Genomic DNA, 17,702 nt, shown 5'->3' on the forward strand with positions numbered 1-17,702 from the left:
GATGACCGATCACGCCATCTTTCACCGCCCCCTGGGGGCCACCCCGCCCGCCGGCTATGACCAGGCGATCTTCGGCATGGGCTGCTATTGGGGGGTGGAGCGGTTGTTCTGGAAACAGAATGGCGTCTGGCTGACCGAGGTCGGCTTTGCCGGTGGCGACGTCCAGAACCCCACCTATGATCAGGTCAAGCGCGGCGACACCGGCCATGCCGAGGTCGTGCGCGTGATCTATGACAGCTCGCTGATCAGCTATGATCACCTGCTGCAGCTGTTCTGGGAAAACCACGACCCCACGCAGGGGGACCGGCAGGGCAACGACGTGGGCAACCAGTATCGCAGCCTGATCATGACCTTCACCGACCTGCAGGAATCGGCGGCCGAGGCGTCCAAGATCGACTATGACAACCGTCTGGCCGTGCAGGGCATGGACAAGATCACCACGCAGATCGTCCCCGCCGGCCCCTTCTGGCCCGCGCACGAGGCGCATCAGCAATATCTGGAAAAGAACCCCGACGGTTATTGCGGCCTGAAGGGTACCGGCGTACAGGCCAGCATTCCCAACCCGGATCCGATCTGATGGCCACCTATACCGCGCTGACCCACCTGCCCGGCCGCGAAGCCGCCGAAGACCTGGCGCTTGCCTGCGAGGACCTGACCCCCGAACCCGTCGGCACCGGCGTCTTCGAGATCGAGGACGGCAGCGAACGGTGGGAGGTGGGCGCCTATTTCACCGAAGCCCCTGACGAGATCGCGCTGGCGATCCTGGCCGCCGCCTATGGCGCGCAGCCCTTTGCGGTGTCCGAACTGCCCGATGTCGATTGGGTTGCCCATGTCAAACGCGAACTGACCCCCGTCCGCGCGGGCCGGTTCTTCGTGCATGGCAGCCACGATGTCGACCAGATCCCCGAAGGTGTCGAGGCGCTGTGGATCGAGGCCGCGATGGCCTTCGGCACCGGGCATCACAACACCACCAAGGGCTGCCTCGAGGCGCTGGACCGCCTGGCCTCCGACGGGTTCAAGGCGACGCGCATCGCCGATATCGGCTGCGGCACGGCGGTCTTGGCGATGGCCGCGGCACGGCTGTGGCACGTCACGGTCCTGGCCAGCGACATCGACCCGGTCGCCGTCGACACCGCCGCCGCCAACGTGATCGCCAATGGCCTGGACGGTCGCGTGGAATGCGTCGAGGCGGCGGGGTTCGACCACCCGATGCTGGAACGTGCGGCACCCTATGACCTGGTGCTGGCCAACATCCTCAAGCAGCCGCTCATCGATCTGGCGCCCGACATGGCGCGCCATGTCGCCAAGGACGGCCGCATCGTGATGTCGGGCATCCTGACCACCCAGGCGGATGAGGTCACCGCCGCGTATCAGGCCGTGGGCTTTGCCCCCGACCGGCGCGACGACATGGGCGACTGGACCACGCTGGTGATGATCCGGGGCTGACCCTGCGCCACCATCAGGACATGAAAAAACCCCCGCGAGCATTCCGCTTTCGGGGGTTCGTTCGTCAATGCTGGCAGCAAGCCTTAGAAGCCGCGCGCAACCCGCTCGATGTCGCCGCGGCACAGACCGATATCGTCCAGCTCGCGGTCCGACAGGCGGCCCAGTTCGCGACGCGTCATGCGGGTTTCCCGCCAGGACGCGATCAGCGACGTGATTTGCGCCACGACGTTGCCCACGCCTCCGACAGCCACGCTGCGGTTCGTTTCGATCGTCGACATCAGTTCACCTGTTTTCACTTTGCCCGGTCAGCGGGCACATTTCGGATAGACAGGAGATAGTTTCGGCAGCCCGCGAACGGTAGCCGCAAAACCGGCAACCCCGCTATGCGCTTTTCGCAACAGGTTGGCGTGTTTCTGTCGCAAAAAGGTCACGAAGGGACGCAAATCGAACCCCTTCGTCTGCCTGTTGGTTAACGCCAGTCGCCCAGGGCCGATTGCCACAGCGCCAGCGCGGCCACCGCCGCCGTATCGGCGCGCAGGATTCGCGGCCCCAGGCTGACCGGCGTGACGAAGGGCAGGCGCGCCAGCCGCGCGCGTTCGGTGGCGGAAAACCCGCCCTCGGGGCCGATCAGGATGGCCCAGGGGCCCTGCGGCAGCCCCGCCAGCGTCGCGGCTGGCCCGGCGCGGGATTCGTCCGCCCACAGGATGCGCCGCGCCGGGTCCCACCCGTCCAGCACGCGCGACAGCGGGGCCAGGTCGGCCACCGGGGGCACGAAGGTGCCGCCGCATTGTTCCGCGGCCTCGATCGCGTGCGCCTGCAGGCGGTCCTGGCGGATGCGGTCGGAATTGGTGTGGTCGGTCTGCACGGGCATGATGCGCGCCGCGCCCATCTCGGCCGCCTTCTCGACGATGAAGTCGGTGCGGGCCTTCTTGATGGGCGCGAAGATCAGCCACAGGTCCGGCGGGTCCTGCTGGATCGAGGTCTGCGCGACCACCGACAGGCTGCCGCCGCGCTTGCCGGCATCCAGCAGGGTCGCCTGCCATTCGCCGTCGCGCCCGTTGAAGACCGACACCGCGTCGCCCTGCCGCAGGCGCATGACGCCCGACAGGTAATGCGCCTGCGCGCCGTCCACGGGAACGGGTTGTCCTGCAACCAACGGGTGATCTATGAACAGTCTGATCTTAGCCATGATGGGCGCGACGCTATGCAAAGCCGGACAGAAAGGCCAGACGCCGTCTTTGACGCGCCCCCGGACAACTGGGTGGACCGCTTTGCGCCGGTGCGCACGCGGCCCTGGCTGCGGCTTAGCCGGGCGGACCGGCCCATCGGGACATGGCTGCTGATGCTGCCCTGCTGGTGGGGGATCGGGCTTGCGATGATGGCGGACGGGCCGCGGCTTTTCGATCTGTGGATCGCGCTGGCCTGCGCCATCGGCGCCTTCGTCATGCGCGGCGCGGGCTGCACCTGGAACGACATCACCGACCGCGACATCGATGCGCAGGTGGCGCGGACCCGGTCGCGGCCCCTGCCCTCGGGGCAGGTCAGCCTGCGCGGCGCCTATCTGTGGCTGGGGGCGCAGGGGCTGGTCGGACTGGTGATCCTGCTGACGCTGGGCCGGGCGGCGGTGTGGATGGGGGTCGCGTCGCTGGCGCTGGTGGCGATCTATCCCTTTGCCAAGCGTTTCACCTGGTGGCCGCAGTTGTTCCTGGGCTTTGCCTTCAACTGGGGCGTCATGCTGGCCTATGCCGCGCATATGGGCCGGGTCGATCCGGCGCCGGTGGTGGCCTGGCTGGGCGCGATCGCCTGGACGATCTTCTATGACACCATCTATGCCCATCAGGATGCCGATGACGACGCGCTGATCGGGGTGAAATCCACCGCCCGGCTGTTCGGTGACCGCAGCCCCGCGATTCTGGCGGGTTTTGCGCTGGTGACGGTGGCGGTTCTGGCCGTGGCCGTCGCGCTGACGGGTCGCAATCTGTTGATGGGCTGGGCCGGTGTGCTGGCCCTGGGGCTGCACCTGACGTGGCAGCTGCGGAATTTCCAGCCGGATCAGGGCGCTGTCTGCCTGCGTCTGTTCCGGTCGAACCGCGATGCTGGGCTGATTCTTGCGCTGTTTCTTGCCATTGCGGGGCTGGCATGATTGCGCCACCGCCCCCCTGTCGCTAGACGTTGCAAGCTTGCAACAGCACAAGGTTTTTCCGATGGCCCGACGCCGCCGCCTTTCGACATCCCTGGCCACCATCATCGTGTTGGCCGGCGCGGGCGGATTGTCCTGGATGGGGGCCGAGGCCGCAGCGACCTTCGTCGAGGATCGCGCCGCGCGCGATGTGACGCAGGCCCTGCAGGCCGCGGGCCATGACTGGGCGCAGGTGGCGACCGACGGGCTGCGCGTCCGCCTGACCGGCACCGCCCCGTCCGAGGTCGAGCGGTTCCGTGCGGTGACCCAGGCCGGCACCGCCGTCGACGCCACGCGCATCCTGGACGAGATGACCGTCGCCTCGGTCGAGGCGATGACGCCCCCCGATTTCAAGGTCGAGCTGCTGAAGGGCGAACAGGGCCTGTCGCTGATCGGGCTGGTTCCTGCCGCCACCGACCGCGACGCGATCCTGCGTGGACTGCGCCCGGCGGGCCAGCAGGTGACCGACCTGCTGGAGGCCGCGGACCACCCCGTCCCCGACGGCTGGACCGAGGCGCTGCGCTTCGGCCTGCAGGCCGCCCAGATGACCGCTCAGGCCAAGATCTCGATCGCGCCGGGACAGGTGCAGGTGGCGGCGTTGGCCGCCGACCGCGAGGATCAGGGCCGGCTGGAACAGGCGCTGCGCCGGGCCGCACCGCCGCAGGTCGCGCTGGACCTGCAGATCACCGCGCCGCGTCCGGTGATCGCGCCCTTCACGCTGCGGTTCGTGATGGATGATGACGGCGGCCGCTTCGACGCCTGCGCGGCCAGCGACGATGCGGGGCGCGACCGGATCGTGCAGGCGGCCCGCGATGCCGGCATGCAGAGGGTGCCGACCTGCACCCTGGGCCTGGGCGCCCCATCCGACGATTGGGCCGAGGCCGCCGCCGCCGCCATCGCCGCCGTGGGGCAACTGGGCCAGGGCCAGGTGACGCTGTCGGATGCGGACGTGGCGCTGGTGGTGCCTGCATCGGTGACGCGCCAGCGGTTCGACCAGGTCGCCGGCCGCCTGGAACAGGCGCTGCCCCCAACCTATCGGCTGCAGGCCCAGCATGAAAAGGCGGCCGCCCAGGCCGCGCCCATCGAATTCCAGGCCACGTTGCCGCCCTCGGGCAGCCTGTCGATGCGCGGACGCATCGCGGATGCGCAGATGCAGCAGGCCGTGGACAGCTTTGCGCGGTCACGCTTTGACGTGGCGCAAAGCGGTCTGCGGACCGATCCGTCGGTTCCCGGCGGCTGGACCGTCCGCGTGATCGCGGGACTGGAGGCGATGGGCGCGCTGCACGCGGGCCAGGTCCGCGTGACCCCCGACATGATCGAGCTGACGGGCGTGTCGGGCGATCCGCGCGCCAGCGACCGGGCCGCGGCGCTGCTGTCGGAACGGCTTGGCCCGGGCGCGCGCTATCGCCTGGCGATCAGCTATGACCGCCGCATGGACGAGGCCCTGGGCCTGCCCGACGGAGAGGAATGCGTCGCGCGTCTGAACATCATCATGTCCGAGAGCGAGATCGGCTTTGAGCCCAGCCGCTCGTCGATCGCCGGCGATCCGGGGCCGACGATGGAGCGGTTCGTCCGCGCCATGGCCGATTGCAGCGATTTTCAGATCGAGGCCGGCGGCCATACCGACTCTCAGGGTTCGGAGGCGTTCAACGCCGAACTGTCGCGATCGCGCGCGCAGGCCATCGTCTCGGCGATGGCCGATGCCGGGATCAGCGTGGCGAACATGTCGGCCCGCGGCTATGGCGAAAGCCGCCCCGTCGCCACCAACCAGACCGAGGAAGGCCGCGAGATCAACCGCCGGATCGAGTTCCGCCTGCTGTCGCCGCACCCTCTGGATGCCGACACCATCCCCGCCCCGGTCACCATCGCCGGCGTCACCGGCGCCGAGGTCGACCCGGACCCCGCCGAGGATCTGACCCAAGGCCCGCGCCTGCCGCCGATGCAGGGGCCGCAGCTGCCCGACCAGGCGGCGCAGATGCAGGGCCCGCAACTGCCCCACAGCCGTGCCGCGTCCGGGATGGTGCCGATGACCGTGGGCGTCGCGGAACAGTTCCAGACGCTGGACGAACGCGAGGAAAACCTTAGGGTGCCCGTGCTGACGCCCGATGACGACACCCCCCGCCCCGGCCCGCGTCCCGACAGCGTCGCAGAGCAGGCAGGCGCGCAAGACGAAGCGACAGACGAATGAACAGATCCGAATTCATAGCCGTGACCGCCCTGATTCTGTTCGGGGCCTTCGTGCTGGGCTGGATCGCCAGCTGGCTGGTCCATCGCGTCGCCCGCCCTGCCCGTGCCGACATGTCCGAGCTGGACCGCATGGCCCAGCAGCTGCACGAGGTCGAGGAAGAGCGCGACGAGGCCGTGGCCGCCCTGGCCGAACGCGAGGCGGCGCTGACCACCCGCTTGGCGGGCACGCAGGCCGAATTGCGCGATGCGATGGACGGCCTGCGCGACAGCCGCAACGAGGTCGAGGACCTGCGCGACTACATCGAGCAGGCACTGGCGCGTCGCTGACGCGCCAGCCCGCCCGGATCAGATGCCGGCGTCGATGATGGCGCGGGCCAGGACCGGCACCGTGTCGCGGTTCAGACCCGCGATGTTCAGGCGCGAATCGCCCACCATGTAGATGGCCGCATCGGTCTTCAGGCGCTGCACCTGTTCGGGCGTCGCGCCAAGGCGCGAGAACATGCCGCGGTGATGGCGGATAAAGTCGAACCGGTCGCTGCCCGACAGATCGCGCAGTTCGGCCGCCAGCTGGTCGCGCAGGCCCAGCATCGTGTTGCGGACCTCCTCCAGTTCCGCCGCCCAATCGGCGCGCAGCGCGTCGTTTATCAGGATGGTGCTGACAATGCGCGCGCCATGGTCCGGCGGGAACGAGAAGTTCTGGCGGTTCAGGAAGGCCATCGACCCCTGCGCCAGGTCGCGGCCCTTGGTGGTGTCGGCCAGCGCGATCAGGATGCCGGTGCGTTCCCGGTAGATGCCGAAGTTCTTGGAACACGACGCCGCGATCAGCACCTCGGGCAGGCTGCGGGCGACAAGGCGCGTGGCCTCGGCATCCGCGTCCAGCCCGTCACCAAAGCCCTGATAGGCCAGGTCGATCAGCGGGATCGCGCCCGATTTCTGCAGGATCGCCACGACCTCGGACCATTGCTCCAGGGTCAGGTTCGCCCCGGTCGGGTTGTGGCAGCAGCCGTGCAGCAGGACCACATCGCCCTTGCCTGCCTGCGCGATGTCCGCCTTCATGCCGTCGAAATCGACGCCGCGGGTTTCCGCGTCGAAATAGCGGTATTCGGTATAGGGCAGGCCCATGAAGGCCATGATCGACAGGTGGTTCGGCCATGTCGGATTCGACACGAAGACCCGCACACCCGGATTAGCCAGCCGCGCCAGTTCCAGCGCCTGACGGATGGCACCCGTGCCGCCCACGGAGGCGACCGAGGCCAGACGGTCGGCGGGCAGATCGCCCAGCACCATCGTGGCCAGCGCGTTGCGATAGTCGGGTTCGCCCGCCAGTCCGGTATAGGCCTTGGTGGTCTGGCTCTCCCAGATGCGCTGTTCGGCGGCCTTCACGGCGCGCATGACCGGGGTGACGCCCTGCGGGTCCTTGTAGACGCCCACGCCCAGGTCGATCTTGCCCTGTCGGGTGTCGGCCTTGAACTCCTCGATCAGCATCAGGATCTTGTCGGGGCTTTGGGCTTTCAAGTCGGTCAGCATCAGGCGTCTCCGGTTGCGATGTTCAGGTCGGCGAAGCTGCCCCATTCGGTCCAGCTGCCGTCGTAAAGCGAATGGTCGCGATGGCCCGCTCGCTCCAGCGCGAAGGACAGCACCGCCGCCGTCACGCCGCTGCCGCAGGTAGTGATGACCGGCTTGGACAGGTCGATGCCCGCCTCGGCAAAGGCCACGCGGATCGCGCCGGGGTCGATCATCGTGCCGTCGGCGTTGAACAGGCGCCCGAAGGGCAGGTTGCGCGAACCGGGGATGTGGCCGGCGCGCAGGCCGGGGCGCGGCTCGGGCACCTCGCCGCGGAACCGCTTGGGGCTGCGCGCATCGACGATCTGCGGGTCGCCCAGCTTGCTGGCCGCGGCGACCTGGGTCACGTCGCGCACCAGGCCCGCCTGGCGCTGGACGGTGATGTGGCGGTCGCGCATGACGGGGGGCATGTCCTCGGTCGGGCGGCCCTCGGCGCGCCACTTAGGCAGGCCGCCATCCAGCACGGCCACGTCGGATTTGCCCATCAGGCGGAAGGTCCACCAGACGCGAAAGGCGCTGCGCACGTCGGAATTGTCATAGATGACCACCTGATGCCCGTCGCCCACGCCCATCGCGCGCAGGCGGCTGATGAACATCTCGGGCGGGGGGGCCATGTGCGGCAGGGCGGAGCGCTTGTCGCTGATCGCGTCGATGTCGAAGAAGCGCGCGGCAGGGATGTGGCCCGCGTCGTATTCGGCCCGTGCGTCGCGGCCCGTGGCGGGCATGTGCCAGCTGGCGTCGATGATGCGCAGGTCGGGATCTGACAGATGCGCCGCCAGCCAGTCGGTCGAGACCAGTGTCTTCGGATCGTCCATCGCCGTCCCCCTTGGCTTGTGCCGCCCCGATCTACAGGCCGGGGGCCAGGGCTGCAATGGCCTATCCCTGCTTCAGCAGGCGCGCCTTTTGACGATTCCAGTCGCGGGCGGCGCTGGTTTCGCGCTTGTCGTGGTTCTTCTTGCCCTTGGCGACGGCGATCTTCAGCTTCACGATGCCGCGGTGGTTGAAATACATCACCAGCGGAACCAGCGTCATGCCCTCGCGCGCGGTGGCCTGCCACAGGCGGGCCAGCTCGCGCGATTTCACCAGCAGCTTGCGGCGGCGCCGCTCCTCGTGGCCGAAGACGCCGGCCCGCGACAGGGCCGCGATATAGCCGTTGATCAGCCACAGCTCTCCGCCCTCGACCGAGGCATAGCTTTCGGCGATGTTCGACTGGCCCACGCGCAGGGACTTGACCTCGGATCCGGTCAGCATGATCCCCACCTCGAGATCGCTCTCGATGGCATAGTCGTACCGGGCCCGCCGGTTCTCGGCGATCACCTTGTAGTTCTTGCTGTCGTCATCCTTGGCCATGGCAGGTCAGATAGGCGCGGCGGGTGCATCTGTAAAGGCATGCGTTGCGCGATGGCCGTGCCCTGCGCTAGGTCTGTCGCGGGGGGGGGACATGCTGGGTCAGATTGCGTTCGGATCGGTGCTGATGGTGATCAGCGTGCTGATGGCCGCCTTGGCCATCTGGGCGCTGGAGACGGCATTCTCACGCAATGCCCGCTGGCTGGCCCGTGCGCCCCATCGGCCCAAGCTGGCTTTGGTGATCGTCGCGACCAGCCTGGCGGTGCTGGCGATGGTCACGGCGTCGGTCTGGCTGTGGGCGGTGGCGTTCCACCAGATAGGCGTCTTCGCCACCTTCGAGGAGGCGATGTACTTCACCTTGGTCACCTTCACCACGCTTGGCTATGGCGATGTGCTGATGCCCCAGGACTGGCGCATCCTGGGCGGGCTGGCGGCGGCCAACGGGCTGTTGCACTTTGGCTTGATGACGGCATTCATGGTCGAGGCGTTGCGCCATGTCCGCGTGCGCCAGATCGAATTCACGGAAGGGTAGCCGATGCGGCATGGCGGTCAGATCTTGGTGCAGGCGCTGCGCGCCAACGGCGTCACGCGGGTGTTCTCGGTTCCGGGCGAAAGCTTCCTGGCGGCCCTGGACGGGCTGGTGGACAGCGGCATCCGCAACATCGTCTGCCGCCACGAAGGCGGCGCGGCCATGATGGCCGAGGCCACCGGCAAGCTGACCGGCAGGCCCGGCGTGGCCTTCGTCACCCGCGGACCGGGGGCCACGAACGCCAGCGCCGGCGTGCATGTCGCCCGCCAGGACAGCACCCCCATGATCCTGTTCGTGGGCCAGATCGCGCGCGGCGACCAGGACCGCGAGGCCTTTCAGGAGGTCGATTACCGCGCCATGTTCGCGCCCTTGGCGAAATGGGTGGCCCAGATCGACGCGACCGACCGCATCGCCGAATACGCGGCCCGCGCCTTTCACGTGGCGATGTCGGGCCGACCCGGTCCCGTGGTCCTGGCCCTGCCAGAGGACATGCTGTCCGCCCAGGCCGACATTCCCGACCTGGCCCCCGCCCCGGCCCCGCTGTCTTATGTCGCGCCGCAATCGGTAGAGGCCGTGGCCGACGCCCTGGCGACGGCACGGCGTCCGCTTGTCGTCGCTGGCGGCAGCCAGTGGTCGCAGGACGCGGCCGAGGACCTGGCCCGCTTTGCCGCCGCCTGGGATCTGCCTGTGGCCGTGCCCTTCCGCCGCCAGGACCGCATGGACAACCGTCTGCCCCATTACGTGGGCGACCTGGGCGTCGGCATGAACTCCGCGCTGGCCGCGGCGCTGCGCGAGGCGGACGTGATCCTGTCGCTTGGCTCGCGCTTGGGGGACACGCTGACCGGGGGCTACAGCGCGATGGACCCGGTGCGTCCCCATGCCCGCGTGATCATGGTCCATCCCGACCCCGACCAGCTGGGCACGCTGTGGCGGGCCGATCCGGGCCTGGTCGCCGATCCACGCCGCGTGGTGGCCGCGCTGGCCGACCTGCCCGCCCCCACGACGCGCTGGTCCGATTGGCGGGCCCGGCTGCGCGCGTCCTATGATGACTGGCAGACCCCGCGCCCCACGCCCGGCGCGCTGCGGCTGGAACAGGTGGTGGGCTGGCTGGCGCAGAACCTGCCGGCCAACGCGATCGTCACCAACGGCGCGGGGAACTATGCCAGCTTCCTGCACCGCTATTACCGCTGGCGCTGCCACGGCACGCAGCTGGCGCCCACGTCGGGGTCGATGGGATACGGCCTGCCCGCGGCCATCGCCGCCAGCCTGACCCATCCCGACCGGACCGTGGTCTGCCTGGCGGGGGACGGCTGCCTGCAGATGACCGTGAACGAGTTGTCGACCGCTGCCCAGTACGGCGCGACGCCCATCGTCATCGTGGCCAACAACGGCCGCTATGGCACGATCCGGATGCATCAGGAGCGCCACTATCCGGGGCGCGTGTCGGGCACCGACCTGTTCAATCCCGACCTGCCCGACCTGGTCCGCGCCTATGGCGGCCATGGCGAGCTGGTCGAGCGGGACGAGGATTTCGCCCCCGCCTTTGAACGCGCCCGCCTGTCGGGCCGCGTGTCCGTGATCGAATTGCGGCTGGACCCCGAGGCGCTGACCCCTGGCGCGACCCTGACCCAGACGCGCGACGCGGCGCTCAGGGCGCGGGCATGATCCGGGGCCCGCGCAACCGGATCACCGACGTGGCCGGGCTGCGCGTGGGCCACGCCCAGGACGACGCCCTGCGGTCCGGTGTCACCGTGCTGACCGGCGATGCGCCCTTTGCGGCCAGTGTCCACGTGATGGGCGGCGCGCCCGGGACGCGGGAAACCGACCTGCTGGCGCCCGACAAGCTGGTGGGCGGGGTCGATGCGCTGGTGCTGGCCGGCGGGTCGGCCTTCGGCCTTGCGGCCTGCGACGGGGTGATGGCGGCGCTGCACCGGGCGGGGCGCGGCTTTGCCGTGGGCCCGGCGCGGGTGCCGATCGTGCCGGGCGCGATCGTGTTCGACCTGTTGAACGGCGGCGACAAGGGATGGGACGCCAATCCCTATCCCGCGCTTGGCGCCGCGGCTTGGACCGCGGCGGGGGTGGATTGCGCGATGGGATCGGTGGGCGCGGGCACCGGTGCGCTGACCGGCACGCTGAAGGGCGGGGTCGGGTCGGCATCCGCGGTGCTGCAGGGTGGGGCCACCGTCGGCGCGCTGGTCGTGGTGAACGCGCTTGGGCAGGCGACCGTGGGCGACAGCCGCCATTTCTGGGCAGCCCCGTGGGAGCTGGAGGCCGAGTTCGGCGGCATGGGCCTGCCCGCGCGCTTTTCCGCCGCCCATGAACCCGCCCCGGCCAAGCGCCTTGGCGAGGCCACGACCATCGCCATCGTCGCGACCGATGCCGCGCTGGACAAGGCCGGGCTGCAGCGCATGGCGACCGGCGCGCATGACGGCCTGGCCCGCGCCTTGGTGCCCAGCCACACGCCGCTGGACGGCGATCTGGTCTTTGCGGTGTCCGCGGGCGCACGGCCCCTGGCGGACCCCGTCGGCGATGCGTTCGTCCTGGGCCATGCGGCGGCCTGCGTGCTGGCGCGTGCCGTGGCGCATGGCGTGCACAGCGCCGCGGCGCGGCCGGGTGACCTGCAACCCAGCTGGCAACAGCGGTTCGGATAGAAAAAGGGCGGCGCGACCAGCGCACCGCCCCCGAGAGATCGCCAAGAGGGACAGCTTAGCGATTGCAGGCCGAACGCCAAACCCCGCCCCCGGTTGCGACGCCCGCTTCACGTTTCCGTCATCGTCGGCACCGACCGGCCCCGCGGCGGCTTTGACTTTGCCGCGCCGGGCATGTTCACATGCCGCAACCGAAATGCACCCCGAGGACGCCATGACCAAGCCGACCGATCTGAAAAGCCTTCTTCGCGACCCCTCGCTGTTGGAAACCCGTGCGTTCGTGGGCGGCGAATGGGTCGACGCCGATGACGGCGCCACGTTCGAGGTCACCAACCCCGCCCGCGGCGACGTCATCGCCCATGTGGCCGATCTGGGCCGGGCCGAGACTGCCCGCGCCATCGATGCCGCCGCGGCGGCGATGAAGGACTGGGCCGCGCGCACGGCCAAGGACCGCGCCCAGGTCATGCGCAAATGGTTCGACCTGATGATGGCCAACCAGGACGACCTGGGCACCATCCTGACCGCCGAACAGGGCAAGCCCCTGGCCGAGGCCAAGGGCGAGATCGCCTATGGCGCCAGCTTCATCGAATGGTTCGGAGAGGAGGCCAAGCGCGTCTATGGCGAGACCATCCCCGGCCACCAGGCCGACAAGCGCATCAGCGTCATCCGCCAGCCCATCGGGGTCGTCGGCTCGATCACGCCCTGGAACTTTCCGAACGCGATGATCGCGCGCAAGGCCGGGCCCGCGCTGGCCGTCGGCTGCGGCTTCGTCGCGCGGCCCGCAGCCGAGACGCCCCTGTCGGCGCTGGCCATGGCAGTGCTGGGCGAACGGGCGGGCCTGCCCAAGGGCATCCTGTCGGTCGTCCCGTCGTCGCGCGCCAGCGACATCGGCAAGGAGTTCTGCGAGAACCACCTGGTCCGTAAGCTGACATTCACCGGTTCGACCGAGGTGGGTCGCGTGCTGCTGCGCCAGGCCGCCGACCAGGTGATGAAATGCAGCATGGAGCTGGGCGGCAATGCGCCCTTCATCGTCTTCGACGACGCCGATCTGGACGCCGCGGTCGAGGGCGCCATGGCGTCCAAGTTCCGCAACAACGGCCAGACCTGCGTCTGTGCCAACCGCATCTATGTCCAGGCCGGGGTCTATGACGCCTTTGCCGACAAGCTGAAGGCCGCGGTCGAGAAGCTGCGCGTGGGCGATGGGCTGACTGAGGGGACCACCACCGGCCCGCTGATCAATCAGAAGGCCGTCGACAAGGTCGAGGAGCATATCCGTGACATCACCCAGGGCGGAGGCCAGGTCCTGACCGGCGGCAAGCGCAAGGACGGCCTGTTCTTCGAGCCGACCATCGTCACCGGTGTCACCCGCGACATGAAGGTCGCGACCGAGGAGACCTTCGGCCCGCTGGCGCCGCTGTTCCGCTTCGACACCGAGGATCAGGCGGTTGCCGCCGCCAACGATACCATCTTCGGTCTGGCCGCCTATTTCTATGCCCGCGACATCGGCCGCGTCACCCGCGTCCAGGAGTCGCTGGAATACGGTATTGTCGGCGTGAACACCGGCATCATCTCGACCGAGGTGGCACCCTTCGGTGGCGTCAAGCAGTCCGGCCTGGGCCGCGAGGGCAGCCATCACGGATTGGAGGACTATCTGGAGATGAAGTATATCTGCCTCTCGGTCTGACATTTTCGAAGACGTCTTGGAACCGGGGGCCGGAGGCCACGTTGCGCTCACAGAAGGCGCCGACCGTCAGGGTCGGCCGGGACAATCAAGGAGAATGGCATGGGCTGGCTTGCAGCTATCATCGTCGGGGGCATTGCCGGTTGGCTTGCTGAAAAGTTCATGAAGTCCAACATGGGCCTCCTGATGAACATCATCCTGGGCATCGTGGGCGCGGTGCTGTTCAACTTCATCTTCGGCTCGCTTCTGGGCCTCTATGCGGCCGGTGCAAGCTTCAGCTTCGCCTATCTGCTGGCAGGCTTCGTGGGTGCATGTATCCTGATCGCCATCGCACGTGCGGTGCGCGGCCGCGCCTGACACTCAGGCGTTTGCAGAAAGGGCCGTGTCGGGGAAACCCGGCGCGGCCTTTTTCATGCGATCGTTGTTGCGGGCGGGCAGCTGCGTGTCCATCCCAAGACAAAAGGCCGGGCGATTGCCCGGCCTTTTTCATCCTCTGCGGTACCAATCAGCGGCGCGACTTGCCGTGATCGTCCTCGTCGTCACCCTCGTCATCCGTGTCGGGCAGGTTGAAGAACGTGTCCTTGTCCAGCTCCCGCTCGGGCTTGTCCTCGTCGCGCGACAGGCTGAAGTTCTCCAGCCCGGCGATCGCGCTGGGCAGGCGCGGCTCCTCGGACATGGACAGCGATGTCTCGGTGCTGACCAGCTTGCGACGCTCGTCGTCGGTCATCACGCCACCTTCGGCGGCCTTCTTCTTGGCGGCCTTCTGGACAGCCGCGTCCAGTTCGGTCTGCCGGCACAGGCCCAGGGCGACCGGGTCGATCGGCTGGATGTTCTGGCTGTTCCAGTGCGTCCGCTCGCGGATCGACGCGATCGTGGGCTTGGTCGTGCCGACCAGCTTGGCGATCTGCGCATCGGCCAGCTCCGGGTGGAACTTGACCAGCCACAGGATCGCCGCGGGACGGTCCTGCCGCTTGGACAGCGGCGTATAGCGCGGCCCGCGGCGCTTTTCCTCGCCGTCGGCGGCGGGGTTGTGCTTCAGGCGCATGCGATAGATCGGGCTCGCCTCGGCGCGCTTGATCTCTTCGGGGTCCAGCTGGTTCGAGGCGACGGGGTCATAGCCCTTGACGCCCGCGGCCACGTCGCCATCGGCGATGCCCTGGACCTCAAGCTCGTGCAGACCGCAGAAATCGCCGATCTGCTTGAAGCTGAGCGTCGTGTTGTCGACCAGCCAGACGGCGGTGGCCTTGGCCATCAGCGGCTTGCTCATGTCAGTCTCCTTCGCGTGTCTCTTGGTCCCGAACATGGGGGCGAGGGCCGGAAAAACGGCTTCGGCTTGCGCCATTCCTCGTTTTCGGGGGGAATTGGCAGGTCGTATACCGATTCCGGAGGCCGGGGAAAAGAGGATTCGCACGTTTGCCGGTGCATGCCGGCGCGGGCGTCGCTATTGTCGCAGGATGCGCATCCTGTTCCTGACCCTCGCGGTCCTGCTGCCCCCCTTGCCCCTTGCCGCCCGCGACGTCGCGGGGCAGTTCGATTATTACGTGCTGGCGCTGTCCTGGCAGCCGACCTGGTGCAGCACGACGGGCGACGACCGCGACGCCCCCGAATGCCGCGACGGCACGGCACGCGACTTTTCGGTCCACGGATTGTGGCCGCAATACGAACGCGGCTGGCCGCAGGACTGCACGACGCCCGAACGCGATCCGTCGCGCCGCGAAAGCGCCGCGATGGCCGACGTGATGGGGTCCGGCGGGCTGGCGTGGTATCAGTGGAAAAAGCACGGCCGCTGCAGCGGGCTGTCTGCCGCGGGCTATTACGACGCGACCCGGCAGGCGGCAGAGGGCATCGTCATCCCGCCGGTGCTGGATGATCTGGCCCGCGACGTCGCGGCCCCGCCCGCGGTGATCGAGGAAGCCTTCCTGGAGGCCAATCCCGACCTGGATGCCGACGGCGTCACCATCGCCTGCCGCGACGGCGCCCTGACCGAGGTGCGGATCTGCCTGACCCGCGACCTGGAACCCCGGACCTGTGCGCCCGACGCGCGCCGCGACTGCAACGCGCCCCGCCTGCTGATCGAGGCCGTGCGCTAGCCCGCGACCTTCAGGACGATCTTGCCGATATGGTCGCTGCTTTCCATCCGGCGATGGGCGTCGGCCGCGTCGGCCAGCGCAAACTCGCTGTCGATGGTGACGGCGACCGACCCGGCGGCGATCATCGGCCACAGCCGCTTGCGGATCTGGTCGGCGATCTCGGCCTTGGCGACGTCGGATTGCGGGCGCAGGGTGGACCCGGTGATCGTCAGGCGGTTCACCATGATCTGGGCAAAGTTCAGCTCGACCTTGGGGCCTTCCAGAAAGGCGATCATCACCAGCCGCCCGTCCTGGGCCAGCGTCTTGATGTTGCGGGGGATGTAGCTGCCCCCGACCATGTCCAGGATCAGGTCCGCACCACCCGCCTCGGCCAGCACCTTGGTGAAATCCTGGCTGCGATAATTGATGGCGGTGGCGCCAAGCGCGGTGATGGCCGCGCATTTGTCGTCGCTGCCTGCGGTGGCAAAGACGCGCGCGCCCAGGGCGTGGGCGATCTGGATGGCCATCATGCCGATGCCGGAGGTTCCGCCATGGACCAGAAAGCGGTCGCCCCCGGTCAGCCCACCGCGCTGGACGACGTTCGACCAGACGGTGAAGGCGGTTTCGGGCAGGCACGCCCCGTCGCGCAGCGACAGGCCCTTGGGGATGCGCAGCGCGTGATCGGCGTGGCACACCGCGTATTCCGCATATCCGCCGCCGGGCAGCAGGGCGCAGACCTGTTCGCCCTTGCGCCAGCGCGTGACACCCGCGCCAAGGCCCACGATCTCGCCCGAGGCCTCCAGCCCGGGCAGGTCGGACGCGCCCGGCGGCGGGGCATAGCTGCCCGATCGCTGCAGCACGTCGGGACGGTTCACGCCGGCATAGGCGATCTTGATCAGGATCTGGTCATGGCAGGGAACCGGCACGGGCCGGGTCGTGGCGCGCAGCTGATCGGCGGCGCCGGGGCCTGCGATCTCGATGGCGGTCATCTGGTCGGGGAACATGGAGTCGTCCTTATCGGGTCTTGCCGGGCAGCGCCCGGTCGCGGGGCGCACGGATCCAGCCCAGGGCCGCATCGGCCAGCCTGGAGGCGCCGGGCAGGCTGCGCAGGCGCGCCTTGACGGTCTCGACCGACATCACGCCGTCGATGCGGCGGTCGATGAAGGCGCGGGTGTCGGCGCGGCCCTCGGACTCGTCGCCCAGCCAAAACAGCACCGTGGCCGAGATCACCGCCGTCAGCGTCGCGCGTTTCGAATACCAGTTCACGTCCTGCGACCGATCGCCCAGGGCGGTCCAGATCACGTCCGCGGTCTCCCAGACCAGCCGCGCGGCCAGGGCGGCATTCTGCGGCAACGCCAGCGTCGCGGCCCCGGCGCGGACCAGTTCGGGGTCCGACAGCTCCAGCCGCTGCCACAGGGCCTGGGCCACGCGGTCGCGGAACCGCCCCTCCAGCGGAGTGGCGGCCAAGGCCTCGCGCAGCGCCCGGTCGGCACGGCGGTGATAGGCGGCGGCCAGTCCGGCGCCGCCCTGCGGGAAATGCACCCGGATCAGGGCCGCATCCATGCCGATGTCGCGCGCACCCGCGGTTAGCGCCCGCTCGTTCATCCCCTCGAAGGGGACATGGACCAATGCGGCATCCAGCAGCGCGTCTCGGTCGGTGTTGGTCATGCATACCTCGTCTGGACATTTGCGCCCGCCCCTGTTAGGGGGACGCTTCCTGCAATCTATCAACTCTAACCTAGGAAGGTGGTGACAACCACATGCAGGTCAATGTTCGCGACAACAACGTCGAACAGGCGCTCCGTGCTCTGAAGAAGAAACTTCAGCGCGAAGGTGTCTTCCGCGAAATGAAGCTCAAGCAGCATTTCGAGAAGCCGTCGGTCAAGAAAGCCCGTGAAAAGGCCGAGGCCGTTCGCCGCGCCCGCAAGCTGGCCCGTAAAAAGGCACAGCGCGAAGGCGCGCTGTAAGACGACGCGATCTTGTGTCATTTGAAAACCCCCGCGGCGCCATGCCGCGGGGGTTTTCTTTCGTGCTGCGTCAATCCGGGACGCGA

The 17,702-nt window shown here is 68.7% G+C and carries 20 protein-coding genes; 12 read left to right on the forward strand and 8 right to left on the reverse strand.

Going from position 1 to position 17,702, the window contains the following annotated elements; all coding sequences use genetic code 11:
- Position 1 precedes the first annotated feature (1 nt).
- The gene (gene msrA, locus TW83_RS01135; protein ID WP_084697183.1) at positions 2-577 is read left to right on the forward strand and encodes a peptide-methionine (S)-S-oxide reductase MsrA; all 576 of its coding nucleotides are present in this window, start codon (positions 2-4) and stop codon (positions 575-577) included.
- Positions 577-1,446 carry a 50S ribosomal protein L11 methyltransferase gene (locus TW83_RS01140; protein ID WP_045980934.1) on the forward strand — a complete coding sequence of 290 codons (870 nt, stop codon included), beginning with the start codon at positions 577-579 and terminating at the stop codon, positions 1,444-1,446. The genes msrA and TW83_RS01140 overlap by 1 nt, the downstream gene beginning before the upstream one ends.
- Positions 1,447-1,529: 83 nt before the next feature.
- On the opposite strand, the gene TW83_RS01145 is transcribed toward TW83_RS01140, so the two are convergent.
- Together TW83_RS01145 and TW83_RS01150 are read right to left on the reverse strand one after the other, a co-directional pair.
- Entirely contained in the window at positions 1,530-1,724 is a 195-nt protein-coding gene (locus tag TW83_RS01145) for a DUF1127 domain-containing protein (RefSeq protein WP_042250734.1), read from the reverse strand.
- 191 nt (positions 1,725-1,915) lie between these two features.
- Positions 1,916-2,635: a 16S rRNA (uracil(1498)-N(3))-methyltransferase gene (locus tag TW83_RS01150; protein ID WP_045981005.1), complete on the reverse strand. Its 720-nt coding sequence runs from the start codon at positions 2,633-2,635 to the stop codon at positions 1,916-1,918.
- A gap of 15 nt (positions 2,636-2,650) precedes the next feature.
- Between TW83_RS01150 and ubiA the strand changes: the two genes are divergently transcribed.
- The 3 genes from ubiA to TW83_RS01165 all read left to right on the forward strand — a co-directional run bounded on the left by ubiA (position 2,651) and on the right by TW83_RS01165 (position 6,139).
- Positions 2,651-3,589, forward strand: coding sequence for a 4-hydroxybenzoate octaprenyltransferase (gene ubiA, locus TW83_RS01155; RefSeq protein ID WP_045980935.1), 939 nt, complete (start codon positions 2,651-2,653; stop codon positions 3,587-3,589).
- Positions 3,590-3,650: 61 nt separating this feature from the next.
- Complete coding sequence (locus TW83_RS01160; protein WP_052714544.1) at positions 3,651-5,813, forward strand: OmpA family protein; 2,163 nt, start codon at positions 3,651-3,653, stop codon at positions 5,811-5,813.
- Complete coding sequence (locus TW83_RS01165; protein WP_045980936.1) at positions 5,810-6,139, forward strand: hypothetical protein; 330 nt, start codon at positions 5,810-5,812, stop codon at positions 6,137-6,139. Before TW83_RS01160 ends, TW83_RS01165 begins: the two co-directional genes overlap by 4 nt.
- 18 nt (positions 6,140-6,157) lie before the next feature.
- Here the strand turns inward: TW83_RS01165 and TW83_RS01170 are convergent, their stop codons facing one another.
- The 3 genes from TW83_RS01170 to smpB all read right to left on the reverse strand — a co-directional run bounded on the left by TW83_RS01170 (position 6,158) and on the right by smpB (position 8,725).
- Entirely contained in the window at positions 6,158-7,339 is a 1,182-nt protein-coding gene (locus TW83_RS01170) for an amino acid aminotransferase (RefSeq protein WP_045980937.1), read from the reverse strand.
- Positions 7,339-8,190 (reverse strand): 3-mercaptopyruvate sulfurtransferase, encoded by an 852-nt coding sequence (gene sseA / locus TW83_RS01175; RefSeq protein ID WP_045980938.1) that lies wholly within the window; start codon positions 8,188-8,190, stop codon positions 7,339-7,341. The genes TW83_RS01170 and sseA overlap by 1 nt, the downstream gene beginning before the upstream one ends.
- A gap of 61 nt (positions 8,191-8,251) precedes the next feature.
- The gene (gene smpB / locus TW83_RS01180; protein ID WP_045980939.1) at positions 8,252-8,725 is read right to left on the reverse strand and encodes an SsrA-binding protein SmpB; all 474 of its coding nucleotides are present in this window, start codon (positions 8,723-8,725) and stop codon (positions 8,252-8,254) included.
- Between the two features lie 91 nt (positions 8,726-8,816).
- On the opposite strand from smpB, the gene TW83_RS01185 reads away from it, so the two are divergent.
- The 5 genes from TW83_RS01185 to TW83_RS01205 all read left to right on the forward strand — a co-directional run bounded on the left by TW83_RS01185 (position 8,817) and on the right by TW83_RS01205 (position 13,937).
- Entirely contained in the window at positions 8,817-9,254 is a 438-nt protein-coding gene (locus TW83_RS01185) for an ion channel (protein WP_045980940.1), read from the forward strand.
- Between the two features lie 3 nt (positions 9,255-9,257).
- On the forward strand, positions 9,258-10,916 hold the full coding sequence (locus TW83_RS01190; protein WP_045980941.1) for a thiamine pyrophosphate-binding protein: 1,659 nt from the start codon (positions 9,258-9,260) through the stop codon (positions 10,914-10,916).
- Positions 10,913-11,902, forward strand: coding sequence for a P1 family peptidase (locus TW83_RS01195; RefSeq protein WP_045980942.1), 990 nt, complete (start codon positions 10,913-10,915; stop codon positions 11,900-11,902). The genes TW83_RS01190 and TW83_RS01195 overlap by 4 nt, the downstream gene beginning before the upstream one ends.
- 211 nt (positions 11,903-12,113) lie before the next feature.
- The gene (locus TW83_RS01200; protein ID WP_045981007.1) at positions 12,114-13,583 is read left to right on the forward strand and encodes an NAD-dependent succinate-semialdehyde dehydrogenase; all 1,470 of its coding nucleotides are present in this window, start codon (positions 12,114-12,116) and stop codon (positions 13,581-13,583) included.
- Between the two features lie 99 nt (positions 13,584-13,682).
- Complete coding sequence (locus TW83_RS01205; RefSeq protein ID WP_198143153.1) at positions 13,683-13,937, forward strand: GlsB/YeaQ/YmgE family stress response membrane protein; 255 nt, start codon at positions 13,683-13,685, stop codon at positions 13,935-13,937.
- 148 nt (positions 13,938-14,085) lie between these two features.
- Here TW83_RS01205 and TW83_RS01210 read toward each other — a convergent pair whose 3' ends face one another.
- Positions 14,086-14,847, reverse strand: a complete 762-nt coding sequence (locus tag TW83_RS01210; RefSeq protein WP_045980944.1) for a cell cycle transcriptional regulator TrcR — start codon at positions 14,845-14,847, stop codon at positions 14,086-14,088.
- A 187-nt stretch (positions 14,848-15,034) separates the two neighbouring features.
- Here TW83_RS01210 and TW83_RS01215 point away from each other — a divergent pair, with 187 nt between their 5' ends.
- A complete protein-coding gene (locus TW83_RS01215; RefSeq protein ID WP_045980945.1) occupies positions 15,035-15,670 on the forward strand; it encodes a ribonuclease T2 in 636 nt (211 codons plus the stop codon).
- On the opposite strand, the gene TW83_RS01220 is transcribed toward TW83_RS01215, so the two are convergent.
- A complete protein-coding gene (locus TW83_RS01220; RefSeq protein ID WP_045980946.1) occupies positions 15,667-16,653 on the reverse strand; it encodes an NAD(P)H-quinone oxidoreductase in 987 nt (328 codons plus the stop codon). The genes TW83_RS01215 and TW83_RS01220 overlap by 4 nt on opposite strands.
- Positions 16,654-16,663: 10 nt before the next feature.
- The gene (locus tag TW83_RS01225; RefSeq protein ID WP_045980947.1) at positions 16,664-17,317 is read right to left on the reverse strand and encodes a COQ9 family protein; all 654 of its coding nucleotides are present in this window, start codon (positions 17,315-17,317) and stop codon (positions 16,664-16,666) included.
- 92 nt (positions 17,318-17,409) lie between these two features.
- On the opposite strand from TW83_RS01225, the gene rpsU reads away from it, so the two are divergent.
- Positions 17,410-17,616, forward strand: a complete 207-nt coding sequence (gene rpsU / locus TW83_RS19685) for a 30S ribosomal protein S21 (RefSeq protein ID WP_081994671.1) — start codon at positions 17,410-17,412, stop codon at positions 17,614-17,616.
- Positions 17,617-17,702: the final 86 nt, after the last annotated feature.

Source organism: Paracoccus sp. S4493 (assembly GCF_000967735.1).
Classification (GTDB): Bacteria; Pseudomonadota; Alphaproteobacteria; order Rhodobacterales; family Rhodobacteraceae; genus Paracoccus; species Paracoccus marcusii.

Bases quoted from the DNA above. Each gene is read 5' to 3' on its own strand.
- TW83_RS01165 (WP_045980936.1), top strand. From the start codon at position 5,810: ATGAACAGATCCGAATTCATAGCCGTGACCGCCCTGATTCTGTTCGGG.
- smpB (WP_045980939.1), bottom strand. From the start codon at position 8,725: ATGGCCAAGGATGACGACAGCAAGAACTACAAGGTGATCGCCGAGAAC.
- TW83_RS01185 (WP_045980940.1), top strand. From the start codon at position 8,817: ATGCTGGGTCAGATTGCGTTCGGATCGGTGCTGATGGTGATCAGCGTG.
- TW83_RS01225 (WP_045980947.1), bottom strand. From the start codon at position 17,317: ATGACCAACACCGACCGAGACGCGCTGCTGGATGCCGCATTGGTCCAT.
- msrA (WP_084697183.1), top strand. From the start codon at position 2: ATGACCGATCACGCCATCTTTCACCGCCCCCTGGGGGCCACCCCGCCC.
- TW83_RS01220 (WP_045980946.1), bottom strand. From the start codon at position 16,653: ATGTTCCCCGACCAGATGACCGCCATCGAGATCGCAGGCCCCGGCGCC.
- TW83_RS01170 (WP_045980937.1), bottom strand. From the start codon at position 7,339: ATGCTGACCGACTTGAAAGCCCAAAGCCCCGACAAGATCCTGATGCTG.
- TW83_RS01140 (WP_045980934.1), top strand. From the start codon at position 577: ATGGCCACCTATACCGCGCTGACCCACCTGCCCGGCCGCGAAGCCGCC.
- TW83_RS01195 (WP_045980942.1), top strand. From the start codon at position 10,913: ATGATCCGGGGCCCGCGCAACCGGATCACCGACGTGGCCGGGCTGCGC.
- TW83_RS01160 (WP_052714544.1), top strand. From the start codon at position 3,651: ATGGCCCGACGCCGCCGCCTTTCGACATCCCTGGCCACCATCATCGTG.
- TW83_RS01215 (WP_045980945.1), top strand. From the start codon at position 15,035: ATGCGCATCCTGTTCCTGACCCTCGCGGTCCTGCTGCCCCCCTTGCCC.
- TW83_RS01145 (WP_042250734.1), bottom strand. From the start codon at position 1,724: ATGTCGACGATCGAAACGAACCGCAGCGTGGCTGTCGGAGGCGTGGGC.
- rpsU (WP_081994671.1), top strand. From the start codon at position 17,410: ATGCAGGTCAATGTTCGCGACAACAACGTCGAACAGGCGCTCCGTGCT.
- ubiA (WP_045980935.1), top strand. From the start codon at position 2,651: ATGCAAAGCCGGACAGAAAGGCCAGACGCCGTCTTTGACGCGCCCCCG.
- TW83_RS01205 (WP_198143153.1), top strand. From the start codon at position 13,683: ATGGGCTGGCTTGCAGCTATCATCGTCGGGGGCATTGCCGGTTGGCTT.
- TW83_RS01190 (WP_045980941.1), top strand. From the start codon at position 9,258: ATGCGGCATGGCGGTCAGATCTTGGTGCAGGCGCTGCGCGCCAACGGC.
- sseA (WP_045980938.1), bottom strand. From the start codon at position 8,190: ATGGACGATCCGAAGACACTGGTCTCGACCGACTGGCTGGCGGCGCAT.
- TW83_RS01150 (WP_045981005.1), bottom strand. From the start codon at position 2,635: ATGGCTAAGATCAGACTGTTCATAGATCACCCGTTGGTTGCAGGACAA.
- TW83_RS01210 (WP_045980944.1), bottom strand. From the start codon at position 14,847: ATGAGCAAGCCGCTGATGGCCAAGGCCACCGCCGTCTGGCTGGTCGAC.
- TW83_RS01200 (WP_045981007.1), top strand. From the start codon at position 12,114: ATGACCAAGCCGACCGATCTGAAAAGCCTTCTTCGCGACCCCTCGCTG.